The organism is Acinetobacter lanii, from assembly GCF_011578285.1.
GTDB lineage: Bacteria > Pseudomonadota > Gammaproteobacteria > Pseudomonadales > Moraxellaceae > Acinetobacter > Acinetobacter lanii.
On the sequence record NZ_CP049916.1, the window covers coordinates 2,592,348 to 2,611,103 of the forward strand.

Sequence of the window (18,756 nt, forward strand, 5' to 3'; positions counted from 1 at the left end):
ACCCTTACAAGTGGGGTTAGCAACAGATCGATTGCTCGATCATACAGTTGGCGTCTCGTAGATTTAACTACAGTACAGCTTCAATTAGATTCATATACCAAAACGCTTGATTCAGTTAATTTCGCTAGTTCTCATTCAATCACTTCAACTTCATAACTTACGTTATGTCGTTTCCGCTTTTGGAATGAGTTAAACAATTAATTTCAACTCAAATATATTCTGTTAATGATTGTCTACGTCCTCATCGGAGCGCAGCAACTGTGATAAATCACAGAAGTTAACAAGACGCGCATTATACGCAATTTCTTACTAATTTCTATAATCTAACCAACTGATCGCTTACTCAGTGCTCGAAGTATAACTTCTCGCTTAAATTTTAAGGAAAAGCAGTGCTTTTCTGATCTTAAAATTTGGTGGAGACTAGGAGAGTCGAACTCCTGACCTCCTGCGTGCAAAGCAGGCGCTCTACCAACTAAGCTAAGTCCCCAGCTTATCATATAGATTCGATATATCTTTACGTTCTGTTCGCTTCAGTATTTTCATACTGCGTTAGTCAGATAGTGGTGGGTCTGACAAGACTTGAACTTGTGACCCCACGCTTATCAAGCGTGTGCTCTAACCAACTGAGCTACAGACCCTCAGATACATCTTCATGAAGAACAACTTGTTGTGGATTCTTACCGATCGTCAATCTTTCGTTAAGGAGGTGATCCAGCCGCAGGTTCCCCTACGGCTACCTTGTTACGACTTCACCCCAGTCATCGGCCACACCGTGGTAAGCGTCCTCCTTGCGGTTAGACTACCTACTTCTGGTGCAACAAACTCCCATGGTGTGACGGGCGGTGTGTACAAGGCCCGGGAACGTATTCACCGCGGCATTCTGATCCGCGATTACTAGCGATTCCGACTTCATGGAGTCGAGTTGCAGACTCCAATCCGGACTACGATCGGCTTTTTGAGATTAGCATCCTATCGCTAGGTAGCAACCCTTTGTACCGACCATTGTAGCACGTGTGTAGCCCTGGTCGTAAGGGCCATGATGACTTGACGTCGTCCCCGCCTTCCTCCAGTTTGTCACTGGCAGTATCCTTAAAGTTCCCGGCTTAACCCGCTGGCAAATAAGGAAAAGGGTTGCGCTCGTTGCGGGACTTAACCCAACATCTCACGACACGAGCTGACGACAGCCATGCAGCACCTGTATCAGAGTTCCCGAAGGCACCAATCCATCTCTGGAAAGTTCTCTGTATGTCAAGACCAGGTAAGGTTCTTCGCGTTGCATCGAATTAAACCACATGCTCCACCGCTTGTGCGGGCCCCCGTCAATTCATTTGAGTTTTAGTCTTGCGACCGTACTCCCCAGGCGGTCTACTTATCGCGTTAGCTGCGCCACTAAAGTCTCAAAGACCCCAACGGCTAGTAGACATCGTTTACGGCATGGACTACCAGGGTATCTAATCCTGTTTGCTCCCCATGCTTTCGTACCTCAGTGTCAGTATTAGGCCAGATGGCTGCCTTCGCCATCGGTATTCCTCCAGATCTCTACGCATTTCACCGCTACACCTGGAATTCTACCATCCTCTCCCATACTCTAGCCAACCAGTATCGAATGCAATTCCCAAGTTAAGCTCGGGGATTTCACATTTGACTTAATTGGCCACCTACGCACGCTTTACGCCCAGTAAATCCGATTAACGCTCGCACCCTCTGTATTACCGCGGCTGCTGGCACAGAGTTAGCCGTGTGCTTATTCTGCGAGTAACGTCCACTATCTCTGGGTATTAACCAAAGTAGCCTCCTCCTCGCTTAAAGTGCTTTACAACCAAAAGGCCTTCTTCACACACGCGGCATGGCTGGATCAGGGTTGCCCCCATTGTCCAATATTCCCCACTGCTGCCTCCCGTAGGAGTCTGGGCCGTGTCTCAGTCCCAGTGTGGCGGATCATCCTCTCAGACCCGCTACAGATCGTCGCCTTGGTAGGCCTTTACCCCACCAACTAGCTAATCCGACTTAGGCTCATCCATTAACGCAAGGTCCGAAGATCCCCTGCTTTCCCCCGTAGGGCGTATGCGGTATTAGCAGTCGTTTCCAACTGTTGTCCCCCATTAATGGGCAGATTCCTAAGCATTACTCACCCGTCCGCCGCTGAATCCAGTAGCAAGCTACTTTCATCCGCTCGACTTGCATGTGTTAAGCCTGCCGCCAGCGTTCAATCTGAGCCATGATCAAACTCTTCAGTTTAAAATCAGTAGTGCCTAAAGGACACCAATCTTGGCTCATCAATTTTCTGACAAATATTTCTCAAATAAACTTCGAGTAATTTCTACCATCAATCAATGAAAATAATTTCGATCAATCAACCAGTAAAAATCCACACAAGTTGTTCTTCATAATCTCTTAATGATCTTCTTGCTCTTCGTCAGAGACAAGTTCAACGCAAAACATCTAACAACTTAACCTATTCAGCTAAGTTCGTTTGCTGTATCGCGTCGGGATGCTGCGTATTCTATACAGTTTCAAACCAAGCACAACCCCTATTTTCATTTAATTTAATCGGGTGTTTATTTTTTAAACCAAATATCCATAAAATCTAGTTTTACGGTGATTTAATCATCAAGTTGGTCGAATTAATTTGATTTATTGTCTGTAGATAATCAATTTAGCATGCGACTCTAAGCTGCAATTGCTGTTTTTGAGAATAAGTTATTCGAACTACTATTCATGAATCAAATGATTCACTCTCTCAAAATACTCAATTAGGCTTTGAGGATAGAAACAACGAGGAGCGTGTTTACTGTTTACTCTAAAGGCTGTGAAAATTTTGCAGAAAAGCGTTCTGCCAAAGCGGTAATGGTTAAACTTGGATTCACGCCCACATTGACAGGTATCGCACTTCCATCCACCACATACAGGTTAGGATAGCCAAATACCGCATGATTGGCATCGATCACGCCTTCATTGGGGATTTCAGCCATCACCGCACCACCAAGTAAATGCGCGGTCACTGATAAATTACCGATAATTGCTTAAACAAAGGTATGAATAACACAGAAAGTCGCATCGATAGTTGACTAGCCACTTTAGCTGCAAGCAATGAATGCTTTTATAAAACAGCAGATATAGAACAGCAGATAGAAACCTTGCTGGTGACTCTTCTTAAAAACTTACCTGATGTTGACACTTTTTATCATGGGTAGTTTGAGTATGCCTTTGGCATAGGCTGTCGTCCTTAAGAAATGCTTGAATTTAGACAAATCGATATCGATTGGTTTAATGGCACATTCAAGGTCAGCAAAAGCCGTGTAAAAGGATTAGAAAAGAAAGTGACCAAAACACATACTTCTCGTGAGGTCTATCTGAATGAACGCTCAACTTTAGCTTTAAAAGCTTTGCTTCAATTTAAAAAGGATCAAGGCTACCAAACAGACTATGTAATGCTATGTCCCAAGACGAAGGAACCATTCTTTAATGAAAAGCCGCCTAGGGAGCGTCTTGTAGAAGCAATGAAATCGTGTTCTATACGGCATCGCCCTGCTTACAATGCACGGCACACGTATGCAACAATGCTACTCATGGATGGGGTAAATCCAATGTTTGTCGCTGATCAACTTGGGCATAGCCTACAAATGCTCATCAAGCGCTATACTAAATGGTTGCATGGGGATAAAAATAAGCAAGAAATTGCGAAACTTAGCGTAGCACGTACAACCTAAAAACTTTGAAATCAAAAGCTTATGGAATGAAAAATGTGGCAAATATGTGGCAATAAAAAAGCCACTTAATATAAGTGGCTGATTTACAACAAGAATTTTGGTGGAGATGGCGGGAGTCGAACCCGCGTCCGCAAGCACTACACTCGAGAATACTACATGCTTAGATATCGTCTACTGTTTTAACTCTTTGTGACCCGACGAACAGGGTACAAATCGCGATCCTCTAAGTTTAGTACAACACCCCGAGGCTTGATGTTATACGGACTTGTGTGCGTGCGCTTCAGTCGGGATCTCTAACCACAAGTATTCAGAGATGCGGACAAGCTGCCCTTAGGCAGCTAGAGCGTAAGATTCGTCGTTTGCGACTAAAATATGCAAATTTGATTTACGAGAGAAAATGCGCTCTCGGCATGCATCTATGAGCTTCATCACCAGCGTCGAAGCCAGGAACATCCCCAAAGTTACAAACGGATCATAACACAAATTTTAAGATTTACGAGAGAAAATCTAAACATTTGAAGAATGGTCTGCGTTTAATTTTAATATTGCGGTAATATTCTGTTTTTCAAGTCTGTAAAACACTAAACATGAGCTATTTACTTGCCCTCGATCAAGGAACCACTTCAAGTCGTGCGATCATTTTTGATGAACATGGAAAAGTACATGCAACAGCTCAAAGAGAAATTCAAATTCATACCCCACATTCAGGCTGGGTTGAGCAAGATGCACAAGAAATTTGGGCAACACAAATTGCAGTCGTCCAACAAGCAATTGCCTCTGCACATCTGCTTGCCAAAGATATTAAAGCCATTGGCCTCACCAACCAGCGTGAAACCACTGTGGTTTGGGACAAAAGAACGGGGCACCCGCTTGCACCTGCCATTGTTTGGCAAGATCGTCGTGCGAGTGAATGGTGTAATGGACTGATTCAGCAACAACTTGAACAAAAAATTCAAACCAAAACTGGACTCCGTATCGATCCGTACTTCAGCGCAGGCAAACTGGTGTGGTTACTTGAGCATATTGAAGGTTTACGTGATCTTGCAAATCAAGGACATGTTGCCTTTGGCACCATTGATAGTTGGCTGATCTGGAATCTAACGCAAGGTGCAGAACATGTCATTGAAATGAGTAATGCCTCACGAACCATGCTCATGGATTTGGAAAAGCAACAATGGGATGAAGAATTAATCGACTTATTTAATATTCCCAAAGCGTTGTTACCGCAAATTATTGCTTCAGATCATTATATTGCCAATACAGCACAAGGCTTACTTGGTGCAGAGATTCCGATTACGGGTATTTTAGGCGATCAACAATCTGCCCTATTTGGTCAATCCTGTTTTGACGTGGGCACAGCCAAGAATACCTATGGTACAGGCTGTTTCATGCTCTTTAATACAGGTTCAGACATTCAAAAGAGTCAAAATAAGTTACTGACCACTTTGGCATGGAATTGTCATGCGCAATCCACCTATGCTTTAGAAGGTAGCGTCTTTATGGCGGGTGCGATTGTACAATGGTTGCGTGATGGCTTAGGTATTATTAAAAACAGCAATGAAGTCGAACGTTTAGCCTGCAAAGTCGATAGCAGTGAAGGGGTGGTGTTGGTGCCTGCCTTTACAGGATTGGGTGCACCTCATTGGGATACTGATGCACGCGCCCTGCTGTGTGGCATGTCTCGTGGAACAAATAAAGCGCATATCGCTCGCGCCGCTTTGGAGTCCATCGCTTTTCAAGTGTCTGACGTCTTGACCGCCATGCAATCTGACATTACCCATCCTTTAAAAGAACTACGGGTCGACGGCGGTGCCAGTCAAAATGATATGTTGATGCAGTTCCAAGCCGACATTTTAAATGTACCCGTTCTTCGTCCAAAGTTGCTCGAATCTACCGCTTGGGGTGCCGCAGCGATGGCAGGCCTAAAAGCAGGTGTGTTTCATTCTTTAAGTGAAATTTCTGAATCATGGCAACTTGACCGTCAGTTTGAACCAAGTATGAGTGAGGATCAGCGACAGTATCACCTTAACTTATGGAATGATGCATTGCGTCGAGCTCAATCTTAATCACACTTTGCAATGACTCAACCAATCAAGCAAAAAAAACGAAGTGAAATCACTTCGTTTTTTTATGACTATTTTCCTGTACAAGTAGGAATCAATTAATGGGCATGCCCACCTTCAACAGGTCCTTTTGGTCGAGGACACAGCCAAATGATTAACCCTGCCACCACAAAAATGGTTGCTAGAATAAAAAAGACATGATTAATAGATAGTGTCATCGCTTCCTTATCCACAAGATTTGAAATCATGCCCAATGCTCCATCAGGACTAAAACCCAATTGGGCTAAACTTCGTTGTGTTTCTTCAACATGCAGTTGTCCCACGACTTCACTACGCGCAACTTTGGCATGATCATCCCAAATCGTGACCGCAATCGAGGCACCAATTGCACCTGCCATGGTTCTTAAAAAGTTCATTAAGCCCGCAGCCGAAGCAATTTCCTCAACACGTACTGATGCCAAAGCAATATTGGTCAAAGGAATAAAGAAAAATGGTACCGCAAAACCTTGAATGATTTGGGGCAAAGACAATGCAAAGAAATCAGCTTCTGTAACCCAAAATGCCCGCATCAGCGTGACCCCACCTAGTAAGGTCAGACCAAAACATGCCAAAGCTCGCGGATCTGTTTTGGTCGCCAATTTCGCCACAATCGGTGACATCATCAGACTGCCAAAGCCCATGGTCGCAGTCAGATACCCTGCCCAAGACGCGGTATAACCCAAATTGATTTGGAGCCATTGTGGAATCAAGACAATACTACTGAAAAAGGCGCCAAAACCCATTGCCAGAGCTAAGGTGGCAATAGTAAATCCGCGATAGCGAAAGATTCGAATATTCACCACAGGATGTTTTTCAGTCCATTCCCAAATCACAAATACGGTAAAACCGATCAGTGCAATAATTGCTAAAATTTCAATTAAGCCACTATTAAACCAATCATGCTCATGCCCCAAATCGAGCATCAACTGTAATGCCCCAATCCAAATAATGAGGAGCGCTAAGCCCACACTGTCAATTTTTAGTTTAGCAATTGGCGTTTCTGCAGATTTGAGCAAGCGCATTGCAGCAAAGGCACACATCACACCTACAGGGATATTAATAAAGAAGATCCAGTTCCATGACAGATTGTCACTGATGGTTCCACCCAAAATCGGTCCTAAAATCGGTCCAACCACGGTGGTCATGGCCCACATGCCCATGGCTTGCGATTGCTTTTCAGGCGGAAAAATACGCAGTAACAGCATTTGACTGAGTGGCATGATTGGCCCGCCGAATACCCCTTGTCCAATACGACAAATCACTAGCATTGCCAAACTGCTCGACAGTCCACACAGAATCGAAAATATCGTGAAACCCAATAGGCTGATACTGAACACACGTACTGCACCAAAACGCCCTGCTAAGAATCCTGTGAGGGGGACACAAATCGCTTCTGCTACAGCATAAGAGGTAATGACCCAAGTCCCTTGTGAACTTGAAACAGCAAGGCTTCCGGTAATATGGGGTACCGAGACATTGGCAATGGTCATATCAAGCACGACCATAAAATTTGCCAATGCCAACACAAAGGCAGAAAGTGCCAGCTTGCCCCCTTTTAAATCGCCAAATAACGCCGTGTTATTCATGAGCGATTACTTCGTTTGTGTATCTGAACGAAGATCGATAGTGGCTTCCATAGAAAGACCCACACGTAAAGGATGTTTTTTCAACGGCTCAGGGTCCAGTTGAATGCGAACTGGCAAACGCTGAACCACTTTAATCCAGTTTCCTGTGGCATTTTGCGCAGGAATCAGCGCAAAGGCTGAACCTGTTCCGCCTGAAAAGCCGACCACGGTACCTGTATATTCAACATCATCGCCATATAAATCTGAGGTGAGTGTGGCTTTTTGACCGACACGGACATCCTTGAGCTGACTTTCTTTAAAATTGGCATCGACATACATATTGACTAAAGGAACCACTTTCATCATGGATGTCCCTTGCGCAATCCGCTGTCCCACTTGGACATTACGACGTGCAACGACACCATCGAGAGGTGCTTTGATTTCGGTACGCTCAAGATCTAATTTCGCCTGATCCAATTTGGCTTGCGCCACTAACACATCAGGCGTAGAGGCCTGATTGGCGCCTTTAATCAATGCTTCATTGGCTGCCAAATTACTTTGCGCGGCTTTACGTTTGGATTCCGCTTGTGCCAAAGTCGCTTTAGATACGTTTAAAGCTGCTTTTGCTGCATTCATGGCACTTTGTGCTTTGGTAAACTCTTCTTTTGAAATGGCACCCGTCGCACTCAGTTGTGAACGGCGTGAAAACTCAAGCTGGGCTTGTTCATAGTTCACTTCTGCCTGTGCAACTTGAGCCTGTGCACTCTTGATATCATCTTCACTGATGGCAATCTGTGAAGTTAAGGCACTACTGTTGGCACTAGTTTGGGTAAACTGGCGTTTTGCTTTTGCCAATTCAGCTTCTGCTTGCGCTAAAGCAATTTTAGCATCACGCGGATCGATACGAACCAGTACATCGCCTTGCTTTACCTGCTGAGTATCTTTGACCAATACTTCAGCCACCTGACCATTGACCATGGAGCTAATGTCAGCCGATTCAACATTTACATAAGCATTATCGGTGCTGACGGAGTTGCTAAAAATAAATGTCCAAATCAGATAAATCATCAGGGCAATTGCTACAACAATCGCAACAATCGTTAAGCCCTTTTTACGTTTTGATTTCATTGAGGCATCTTGTTGTGCATCTGAGGAAGCATTTTGATCTGTGTTCGGATTAGACGTCGTATTATTTGAGGCATCCGTCATCGTATATTCCTAACTATAAATTGAACTGCATGGGACCCTTCACTGATACGGAGAATGAAGGCAACTACTCCCCAAAATGAACCAAACGTTCAAATTTTAAGAGTCATGGTTTTAAATTATTGGCCGTGATTTTACTGTGAAATAGACAAAACCTAAGTATTAAAAAGTTACTCATGCGTTTAAAAAGCCGCCATAAATGAGGTTTTTTATCATTTTTATAAAAAAAGAGTTGGGAAAAATCATAACGATAAAAAAAACCACTCATCTTAGAGTGGCTTTTCCAATATTCGTCGGATTTTGTTAGCGCTGACATTAGAAGGCGTAGGATGCAATCCCTGCGGCAATCGGTTTACCTTCATCATTCAACATGGTCATACGCATGGTGCAACCTTTACGCCCCATACGTAGGGTTTCTGCTTTAGCAATAAAATACTGACCACGACCCGGTGCCAAGTAATCAATGCGTAAATCAACCGTGGCCAAACGAGAAACTTTTTTCAAGGTATCCGCCATTTGGTCTGGTTCAGCACGGCTATATAACTCACCCATTGCGACAATACCACCAATACTATCCAATAAGGTTGCTGCCACCCCACCATGTAAGATTTGGAATGAAATATTACCAATCAAATTCGGTGCCATTTCAATATAACCTTCGATTTGGCCATCCACCACACGCATTTGCATGTTGTTGTGGGCTAAGTAGGGAGAGGTATTAAATACTTGTGTGAGCTGGTTCAACACCACATTCAAGTCAACTTTCGAGCCTAACTGGATATTGCCCGTCCATTTTTTTTGCACATCGTTCATAACAAACTCAAATCAACATAATGAGAAAAACCATTCAGGAATTTCCCCAAAAACCGCATTAAGGGTCTACAATAACCGTAAGTTAAATACCGAACATCGAGAATGTGATGACTTATACGTTTAATCGCCCAGCATTTCCTGCTACACGTATGCGCCGTATTCGAAAAAATGACAAACTCAGAGGGATGGTGAGAGAAACACATCTATCGACTGAGCATCTCATTTATCCGGTATTTGTCCTACCCGGTCAAAATCAAACCCAAGATGTGCCTAGTATGCCAAAAATCCAACGGCTTTCCGCGGATTTGTTGTTAAACAAGGCAGAAAAATTGCTCGAACTCGGGGTGTCTAAACTTGCACTCTTTCCTGTGACTCCACAAGAAGACAAAAGTTTAACTGCTGAAGCCGCTTGGGACGAGAACGGATTGGTGCAAACAACGGTTCGTTTACTGAAAAAAGAACTACCTGAGATGGTGCTGATTACTGATGGTGCGCTTGACCCATATACCACGCATGGTCAAGACGGCATCATTGATGATACGGGTTATGTACTCAATGATGAAACGGTTGAATGCTTGATCAAACAAGCATTGAGCCATGCAGAAGCAGGTGCAGATGTGGTTGCACCAAGTGACATGATGGATGGTCGTATTGGCGCGATTCGCCAAGCACTTGAAGCAAATGGCCATATTTACACCAATATTATGGCGTATTCGGCAAAATATGCGTCAAGTTTCTATGGTCCATTCCGTGATGCGGTCGGTTCATCGAGCAACCTCAAAGGTGGCAATAAATACAATTACCAAATGGATATCGGTAACCGTGCTGAAGCCTTGCATGAAATTGCATTGGATATTCAAGAAGGTGCGGATATGGTGATTGTTAAACCGGGTATGCCTTACTTAGACGTGGTACGTGAAGTCAAAGACACCTTTGGTGTACCAACCTTTGTTTATCAAGTCAGTGGCGAATATGCCATGTTGGCCGGTGCCATTCAAAATGGTTGGTTGTCTGAAAGCGTGATTTTAGAATCGCTGATGAGCTGTCGTCGTGCAGGTGCAGATGGCATCTGGACTTACTTTGCCGAAGATGCAGCGAAAATGCTGAAAGACATGAAATAATTTTTTGAAAGACTTAAAAAGCCAATCTGATGATTGGCTTTTTTTATGCGCTAAATTTTGATGATGTTACATTTAAGATTCAGGCAAAGCTTTACTGTTGATTGACTGACAATTCAAATGAGTATGCTCTAATAAGCGCATTGAAAATTTGAGATGGAACTCAAACATGCATATTGCAATTGTTGGGTGCGGAATCAACGGATTACTCACAGCCCTTGAGCTTTTAGAACACAACTGCACGATCACGCTATTTGACCAACAACAGGCAGGAAAAGCGGCATCTTGGGCAGGTGGTGGCATTCTCTCCCCTATGTATCCTTGGCGTTATCCTAAAGCGGTCAATGATTTAGCCCAATATGGCAAAGCGTTGTATCAACAATGGAATGCAAAATTACAGCCGATTACAGGGATTGATTTTGAAATTCATGACACCGGCATGTTGATCTTTGATCAAGAGGATTTTGAAATGGGTTTAAGTTATGCCGAGCAAACTCGGCAACCGATGCAACAGGCAAAAATATTAGATCAGACGCATTTAAAACAGATCAATCCACATATTTCAGATCAATTTAAACAAGCACTGCATTTTCCGCATTTATCTAATATTCGAAACCCTCGCCTACTCAAATCCATCCTGATCTATTTAAAACAACATCCTAAAGTTCAATTTTTTGAAAATACTTGGATTGATCAATTCGAGATTCAGCATAGTCAAATACAATCGCTTAAAGCACAAAATGGCCAGCATTTTCAGGCCGATCATTATGTGATTGCGACAGGATCATGGTCGGCACATTGGTCTGCTCAACTCAAATGCAGTATTCCGGTGAAACCGATTCAGGGGCAAATGTTATTGTTTAAAACCCCTGAGCAGTGGTTACCAACCATGTGTATGAATCGAGTGATGTATCTGATTCCACGTACAGATGGTCATGTGGTCTGTGGTTCAAGTATGCAAGACTTAGGATTTGAACATCGTCCCAGCTTAAAGACTCAGCAAGACATTTATCAAGCCAGTATTGAATTGGTGCCTGACCTTGAACAATTTCCCATAGTCAAACAGTGGGCAGGCTTAAGACCGAGTTCTCCTGAAGGTATTCCTTATATTGGTCAAATGCCTAACTTTAAAAATCTATGGGCAAACTTCGGACACTTTAGAAATGGACTGTGTATGGCACCGGCATCTGCAGTCTTACTTCGTGAGTTGATCTGTGAACATGCGCATACTGTAGATGCTCAAGCCTACAGTCCCTTAAGGCACTTTCAGGCTAATACTGCTGAATAATAGATTTCCCATAAAAAAGGCATGTTCACACATGCCTTTTTAAATTTTGCATTGCAATCGTATTTATTTGATCAATTTCGCAGCCATTCGCTGTGCTTGTTTGCCGTAGAACCAATAGGTAATGAGATAAAGTGGGATTGCCAATAGCATGACCATAGTAATCATGAGACTGAGAAATTTTCCATTTTGCATATAGGTGGTGAAGTACAACCACACTTCAGGATCTTTACGAGAGAACATAAAAATTCCGAACAGCACGCCCGCAAAATTGTATCCCCAAAAAATCAGGGTATAGGCTAGCGTGAACTTTTTACGCTCTTGTTGGGTTGGGGCACGACCCTGTTGCTTTAAAAAAATCTTCAGTACAATAATAATGGCAATCAGATAGGGTAAGGCTGTCACGACCCCTGCAATCTGTGAAGGCAGTAATGCTGCAATCACGCCAGCCACTAAAGTTAAGCCTAAACAAATGATAAAGAACCATAAATAGTATTTGGTTAATGAAACCATGACCTATGCCTACAGCGTTTAAAACACCATTATAAAAAGTTTTCATTTTTTTTTCAGTTTATTGTCAACCAATCTGTAACCCATGACGTTATATAGGGTACAAGGTCTGTAGCAACCGTGATGATTTGCCATGGCATCCGCAATGAAGCACGGCGACCTGTATCCCAATGAGACTTATAAATCATGCTTCAGAGCATAAAAATTTAGTTTAGTAGCCTAGATTTTATTGATCGAAGTATTTTGGCCGACGATTTTCTATCACTCGAATCGTCGGCTTTTTATTTGTTATTTTCTTTATCCAAAGATGACACTAGGTTTCTCTCCTGCCATACTTTTGACAAAATCATAAAAATATTCAATTGCTCCATGCCCAAGAAAATAAAAAAAGTATCGCAGCATAAGTTTCAATTTCGATCCTCTTTTTGGTCGCTGTTCAATTCCAAAATCATGTTTGGACTGACGTTGATTGTCCTTGCTTTCTACATATATATCTTTGTTGTTCTTTTTCAAACTGAACAACGTTTAATCCCGTTGAATATGTTGGCACTCATGTCTGGACTGATTTATCAAAGCTATCAAGTGACTCGAAATATTGAAAAAATTTTGATTTACCTCATTGTGAGTGCTTTTATAAGTTTATTGGCATTCGGTAAATTCGAAAATGAAGGCGTCTATCAGATCGAATCGCATATCAACTTTTGGGTTTATAGTTTTGTTTTCGTCTATCTATTGGTGATGTGGATCGAACATGACAAATACTTAAAGACCAGTTTGAATGAAGGGACAAGCTTGTTATTCAGTTTGGGATTACTGTATTGGATGTACAGTAAAAATCTATTGGCATTTACTTCAATCTGGACACAACTTTTCAGTTTGGTCGCTGTATTGTTTAGCTTATTCTCCATCATACACGCCTTATTCCCTCTCAAACATCATGCATTCAGTCGTTTTATTTTGAGTTTGGGTAGCTGTGTCATCATTATTATTCTAAGTGTCGAGCATTTTATTCATCTTAATCATCTTGCAGATTCAAATGTCACTCAAACATGGGCTGATCACTTACTGCTTATTTTGCAATATTTTTTGCTGGGTATTTCTGCGCTGTATCTATTTCAAAATTTTATCTTAATCTTGCAGTATCTACCGAATAAATATAGTTCTTCTTATGTATCAGATGTAAAAGCCACCACACAGGAACATATTCAACGTTATTCAACACAACAATTGTCCACCTTTGAAGCGCTTTTTTGTATGTTTATTTCACTGATGGCATACCTGACAAATATATATGTTCAATTGATTCCAACCAATGTGTGCATTTGGTGGGTAATTTTCTGCTGTCCGATTATCTTACAGCATTACTATAAGCCAAATATTGTGCATACAGCATCACACCCACAGGCTATGTTGACTCAAAACCAACAGCAACGTTTAAAAAATAGAAAGAAAGGAAATCGAAAATAGTCATCTCCAAAATTAAGACATAAACTGTCGTTTTTCTTTCCCAAGGACACAGATTTATTGGTCAAGAATCGCTACTATATTTACAGGGGAATTGAGTAAATATTATGAGCGTTCGTTTTTTACATACATCTGATTGGCATTTAGGACAGTTTTTTCATAACCATGATCGGGATTATGAACATACCCAATTTCTAAGTTGGTTACTCTATCAAATCAAAGAAAAACAGCCGCATGCCTTGCTCATCGCAGGTGATATTTTTGATGTCATTAACCCTGCATCCTCTGCGCAAAAACAGCTATACCAATTCCTTGCCGATGCACATGACCTTGCGCCGCATATGCAAACACTCATGATTGCAGGCAATCACGATTCAGGCTATCGCATTGAGCAAGTTGAACCTTTACTGGAAAAATTCAATGCCAAAACCGTCGGTGTCATCCATAAAAATAATGACGGTCAAATTGATTTAGACCGCCTACTCATTCCGATTTATAACGAACAAAAACAAATTGTGGCATGGTGCCTCGCACTCCCTTTCCTCCGCCCTGCTGAAATTACAGGACTCAATGAACACACCAGCAATAATCAGTCTGCGATTGCCTATATTCATCAACAACTGATTGCGGAAGCCAAAGCCCGTAAGTCAGATGACCAAGCCCTAATTTTAATGTCACATGCGCATATGCAAGGCGGTGAAACTTCGGACTCTGAGCGCCCGATTGTGGTTGGCAATGAAGAGGCCCTCTCCACGGCGTTATTTGATGATGTGATTGATTATGTGGCTTTGGGCCATTTGCATAAGCCTCAGAAAGTTGGACAAGAGCATATCCGCTATAGTGGTTCTCCGATTCCATTGTCTTTTAGTGAGATCAACTACAAACATCAAGTGCTTGAGGTCACCATTGATCCAACGCAAAGTGACGACACACGTTTTCAATATCAACCGATCTTCATTCCACGTACTGTCGGACTGATTCGCATTCGAGCAGAACTTCCAGACTTGATCGAAAAGATTAAAGCGCTTCCGTCAGGTGAAGTTGCTCATTTATCAGCACGTGATTTTTTAGAAATTGAATACACCACTGATGCGCCGCCTCCTGTGGATTTACGTCAACAAATTGAATTGGCCTTACCTAAAGATCGTTATCGTCTATTGCGCATCAGCCGCATCTACCAAAAAACTGCGGATGATCAGCACAACGAATCAAAAATTGACCTAGCCCCTCCGACCCCTGAATCGTTATTTGCCAATATTTGGTTAAAACAAGGGTATGAACCTGATCCCGCGGTATTGCAGGATTTTCAACAATTGTTGCATGAAGCACAGCATGATCTTGATGAGAAACAGGGATAAGGGTTAAACATGAAAATTTTACGTTTAAGTTTAAATAATTTAGCCTCTTTGGCGGGCACGCATCATATTCAGTTTGACAGCGCTCCCCTTGCCCATGCCGGTCTGATTGCCATTACAGGTAAAACCGGTGCAGGAAAATCGACTTTACTCGATGCGATGTGCCTTGCGCTGTATAACGAAGTGCCTCGCTTAAGTGGTGCAGCCGGTAGCCTTAAGGATGTCGGTGGTCAGGACATTTCGATTAAAGATTCTAAAAATATTTTACGTCGTGGTACGACTTCTGGCTTTGCAGAACTAGAATTTATCGCACTTGATGGCAAGCGCTACCAAGCACGTTGGGAAATCCGCCGGGCACGCAATAAAGTCGATGGTAATTTAAAAGTAGAACGTGCTATTACCTGCCTTGATGATCAGGTGCTGCTCAATCATAAAATTTCTGAAGCCACACCCATTGTAGAGAAATTGATTGGACTCAGTTTTGAACAGTTCACCCGTGCTGTGTTACTGGCGCAATCGGAAGTCGGTGCATTTTTAAAAGCCAAAGATCATGAGCGTGCAGATTTACTCGAGTATCTGACCAATTCGCATATTTTTAGTTTGGTCAGTATCAAAGCGGCTGAAAAATTCAGTCAGGTAAAACAGCAACGTATCGAGTTGGAAAATCTGATTGGACACATTGAAATGTTGTCGCAAGAAGAGATTGAACAACTGCAACAGCAACAAGCTGCACAAAGCCTGCAACTGCAAAATTTACAACAAGCGGAAAAGCTTTTAGACAATGAGAAAAAATGGCATCTAGACCGTGATCGCATGTATGCCGATGTACAGGGCAAAAAAGAGGTCTACGATGTGCAACTCGATGCCGTACAGAAGTCTGTCGCGCAACAACAGCTACTTGAATATCTCGATCAATTTCAATCGGTGCGTGAACAATTTATACAACGCAGCCAGCTTCAGCCGAAGAAACAACAGATTCTAACAGTGCAACACACCTTTCAAGCTGAATTTGCCAAGATTCAACAGCAGCTTGCAACTGAACAATCTAAATTGGTGGCATTAAAACAACAGCAACAACAGTTTCAAAAAACTCGTGAGGATATTCGCCCGCATTTGGAAGCGGGTTTAAAGCTCGATCATGAGATCAACAGTATTACCACCCAATATAAAAAAATCCATGCTGAACATGAACAGTTTGAGCAGAATCGTATTCAGCCTTTAATGCAGCAGATACAACAGCACACCAGCCAACTGCACAGTACGCAAACGCAAATCAGCCACACACAGCAGCAGCTTGATCAGACCAGTTTTTTACAGGTGTTTGATCAAGAACCGCAGAGTACCTTACAAGCGCTTGCCGCTTATGCAAAGCAACAACAGATCTTGGCAGAACGGCATCCTGAGCATGTATCTTTAAGCTTAGGTGAGCTTGAACAACAGATCAATATCGCACAGCAACAGCTCAAAGCATGGTCAGCAGAACATCAAAGCGTAGATCAGCTTGAACAACAATTGACGGCGCTGCAACAACAGCACAGCACGCTTCAACAACAGCGCTATCAGTTAGATGCCCTGCAACGCCACATTGTTCAATTGGCTGAACAAATGCAACAAGCGGCACAGCTTGAGGATGATTTAAAAACTCAGCAAAATCAGTATCAAATTGAGCAGAGCCAACTTCAGCAGCTTCAACACAATCTGGTGACTGAACAACAGTCTTTACAACAACTTGAACAAGTCTTGGCACAGCAACGCTTATTGCATGCACAAAGCGTGCAGGAATTACGTGCGCAGTTACAAACAGATCAACCGTGTATGGTCTGTGGTAGCCATGAACACCCTTATGCAGACCCTCATGCCGTATTAGAACAAGGTTTACAGCAACTGCACGAGCAACAATTGAACGATGCGCGTGATCAATACCAGCATTTGCTTAAGCAACAACAGCAGCAACATATTCAGCTGTCCAAACGCGAAACCTTGATCGAACAGCAACAACAACATTTAGTACGCTTAAATCAGCAGAACACAGCGGCTAGACAACACACTTTCAGCCAATTAAATGAATGCGGTTTAAACCTCAAGCAGGATGCTGACATAGGGTTGTTGCAGAACACGGTTGAGCAACGCATTTTAGAGATCACCAAGCAAACCGAGACACTGTATCAGCAAGAAAAAACCATGTCAGCTGTGCTGCAACAATGGCGCAGTACTGCACAGCAGTTGCAACAGCATAGCTTACTGCAACAGCAACATCTGAGCCTCCAACAACTGATTGAGCCGATTCAGCAAAAGTTGCCTGAACCTTTTAATACTCAAGCGCCACGCCTGTGGTTGAAAGACATTCAACAACAATTGCAACAACGTCTAGCACATATAAATGCGCATAAACAACTAGACAACGCGCTACTCAACCAGCAACAGCAACTCGAGAAAATTCAGTATCAGCTACATGCCGAGCAACAGTATTTTGATAAGTTAACGCTTGAACGTGATCAGCTAATTGAACACGGCAAAATGCTTCGAGCGCAATTATCAAAGCTGACGAGCGATTATGCCGGTCAGGCATATCGGGTTGCTGCAGAGTGGCAAAATGCTTTAGAACAGCAAGCTAAAGATTTACAACAGCAACTTGAAGCGCAACAACATAAAACCGCGCAAGCGGAAACGCAGCTCAATCAAGCCAATTTAAAACTTCAATCTTTGGTCACCCAATTGCAACAGCTTGAACAACAATTGGAACAAACCGAGCACAGCATTCAATTGTGGCAACTCAATCATCCTCAGATTAGCTTCAATATCATTGAGCAATGTCTGACCATTGATTTGAATGAACATCAAGCAATTCGTCATCAACTCAACAATCAAAAACAACTGTTGGAAAATGCCAAAACCGCTTGGAATTTACTTGAAGAACAGTATCAGGCCCATTTAAAACTGCAGCCTGAGCATGATTTTGAACAGATTGAACAGGCTTTAAATACGCTCAGTGAAGAAAAAACGGAACAACAAAATCGCTTCAATGAGATTGCTGCCAAGTTAGGTATGAATGCCAACAATCAGGCGACCTATGCTAAATATCAAAGCAAAATTGAACACATCAAAGCTGAAGAATACCGTTGGGGACGTATTTATGATTTGATTGGACATAAAGAAGGCACCAAATTTAAGAAGATTGCGCAAGAACATCACCTCGACATCTTGGTGGAATACGCCAATCAACAGTTGCAACCATTGGCACCACGCTATCAATTACATCGGGTACCAAATAGTTTAAGTTTGGCGATTATTGATCTAGATATGAATAGCGAAGTCCGCCCTGTGCTTTCTCTGTCGGGTGGTGAAACTTTCTTGGTGTCACTGGCTTTGGCACTTGCGATTGCCAATATGGCATCGGGTTCAATGAAACTTGAATCCTTATTTATCGATGAAGGCTTCGGGACACTCGATCCCGCGTCCTTACACATGGTAATGAATGCACTCGATCATTTGCAAAGCCAAGGTCGTAAAGTGGTACTCATTTCCCACGTTCAAGAAATGCATGAACGCATTCCCGTGCAAATCCAAGTTAAACCACTCGGTTCAGGGGCAAGTACCCTGCATATTGTCGGTTAAATTGATACGATTA

General features: G+C 42.7%; 11 protein-coding genes, 2 tRNA genes, 1 rRNA gene, 1 other RNA gene and 1 pseudogene. 7 read left to right on the top strand and 9 right to left on the bottom strand.

Going from position 1 to position 18,756, the window contains the following annotated elements; all coding sequences use genetic code 11:
- Window positions 1–411 precede the first annotated feature (411 nt).
- From G8D99_RS11695 to G8D99_RS11710, 4 genes are all read right to left on the bottom strand, one after another.
- Window positions 412–487: transfer RNA gene (locus G8D99_RS11695), tRNA-Ala, on the bottom strand.
- Between the two features lie 74 nt (window positions 488–561).
- A tRNA-Ile gene (locus tag G8D99_RS11700) sits at window positions 562–638 on the bottom strand.
- Window positions 639–699: 61 nt separating this feature from the next.
- Window positions 700–2,238: ribosomal RNA gene (locus tag G8D99_RS11705) — 16S ribosomal RNA — on the bottom strand.
- A gap of 557 nt (window positions 2,239–2,795) precedes the next feature.
- On the bottom strand, window positions 2,796–3,002 hold the full coding sequence (locus G8D99_RS11710; RefSeq protein WP_196782889.1) for a GMC oxidoreductase: 207 nt from the start codon (window positions 3,000–3,002) through the stop codon (window positions 2,796–2,798).
- 120 nt (window positions 3,003–3,122) lie between these two features.
- Between G8D99_RS11710 and G8D99_RS11715 the strand changes: the two are divergent.
- A pseudogene (locus G8D99_RS11715) lies at window positions 3,123–3,710 on the top strand (tyrosine-type recombinase/integrase); the annotation flags it as partial.
- A gap of 98 nt (window positions 3,711–3,808) precedes the next feature.
- Here G8D99_RS11715 and ssrA read toward each other — a convergent pair.
- Window positions 3,809–4,167: a transfer-messenger RNA gene (ssrA, locus tag G8D99_RS11720) on the bottom strand.
- Between the two features lie 130 nt (window positions 4,168–4,297).
- Here ssrA and glpK point away from each other — a divergent pair.
- The gene (glpK, locus tag G8D99_RS11725) at window positions 4,298–5,776 is read left to right on the top strand and encodes a glycerol kinase GlpK (RefSeq protein WP_166326112.1); all 1,479 of its coding nucleotides are present in this window, start codon (window positions 4,298–4,300) and stop codon (window positions 5,774–5,776) included.
- A gap of 95 nt (window positions 5,777–5,871) precedes the next feature.
- Here glpK and G8D99_RS11730 read toward each other — a convergent pair whose 3' ends face one another.
- The 3 genes from G8D99_RS11730 to G8D99_RS11740 all read right to left on the bottom strand — a co-directional run bounded on the left by G8D99_RS11730 (window position 5,872) and on the right by G8D99_RS11740 (window position 9,396).
- The gene (locus G8D99_RS11730) at window positions 5,872–7,398 is read right to left on the bottom strand and encodes a DHA2 family efflux MFS transporter permease subunit (protein ID WP_166326115.1); all 1,527 of its coding nucleotides are present in this window, start codon (window positions 7,396–7,398) and stop codon (window positions 5,872–5,874) included.
- A 6-nt stretch (window positions 7,399–7,404) separates the two neighbouring features.
- Window positions 7,405–8,586, bottom strand: coding sequence for an HlyD family secretion protein (locus G8D99_RS11735; RefSeq protein WP_166326118.1), 1,182 nt, complete (start codon window positions 8,584–8,586; stop codon window positions 7,405–7,407).
- Between the two features lie 312 nt (window positions 8,587–8,898).
- On the bottom strand, window positions 8,899–9,396 hold the full coding sequence (locus tag G8D99_RS11740; protein ID WP_166326121.1) for a thioesterase family protein: 498 nt from the start codon (window positions 9,394–9,396) through the stop codon (window positions 8,899–8,901).
- 107 nt (window positions 9,397–9,503) lie between these two features.
- On the opposite strand from G8D99_RS11740, the gene hemB reads away from it, so the two are divergent.
- Window positions 9,504–10,517, top strand: coding sequence for a porphobilinogen synthase (gene hemB / locus G8D99_RS11745; protein WP_166326124.1), 1,014 nt, complete (start codon window positions 9,504–9,506; stop codon window positions 10,515–10,517).
- 166 nt (window positions 10,518–10,683) lie between these two features.
- Window positions 10,684–11,802, top strand: coding sequence for a glycine oxidase ThiO (gene thiO, locus G8D99_RS11750; protein ID WP_166326127.1), 1,119 nt, complete (start codon window positions 10,684–10,686; stop codon window positions 11,800–11,802).
- Window positions 11,803–11,865: 63 nt separating this feature from the next.
- Here thiO and G8D99_RS11755 read toward each other — a convergent pair whose 3' ends face one another.
- Complete coding sequence (locus G8D99_RS11755; protein ID WP_166326130.1) at window positions 11,866–12,312, bottom strand: ABZJ_00895 family protein; 447 nt, start codon at window positions 12,310–12,312, stop codon at window positions 11,866–11,868.
- 549 nt (window positions 12,313–12,861) lie between these two features.
- Here G8D99_RS11755 and G8D99_RS11760 point away from each other — a divergent pair.
- The 3 genes from G8D99_RS11760 to G8D99_RS11770 all read left to right on the top strand — a co-directional run bounded on the left by G8D99_RS11760 (window position 12,862) and on the right by G8D99_RS11770 (window position 18,743).
- A complete protein-coding gene (locus tag G8D99_RS11760; protein WP_166326133.1) occupies window positions 12,862–13,776 on the top strand; it encodes a hypothetical protein in 915 nt (304 codons plus the stop codon).
- Window positions 13,777–13,880: 104 nt separating this feature from the next.
- A complete protein-coding gene (locus G8D99_RS11765; protein ID WP_166326136.1) occupies window positions 13,881–15,131 on the top strand; it encodes an exonuclease SbcCD subunit D in 1,251 nt (416 codons plus the stop codon).
- Between the two features lie 9 nt (window positions 15,132–15,140).
- On the top strand, window positions 15,141–18,743 hold the full coding sequence (locus tag G8D99_RS11770) for an AAA family ATPase (protein ID WP_166326139.1): 3,603 nt from the start codon (window positions 15,141–15,143) through the stop codon (window positions 18,741–18,743).
- Window positions 18,744–18,756: the final 13 nt, after the last annotated feature.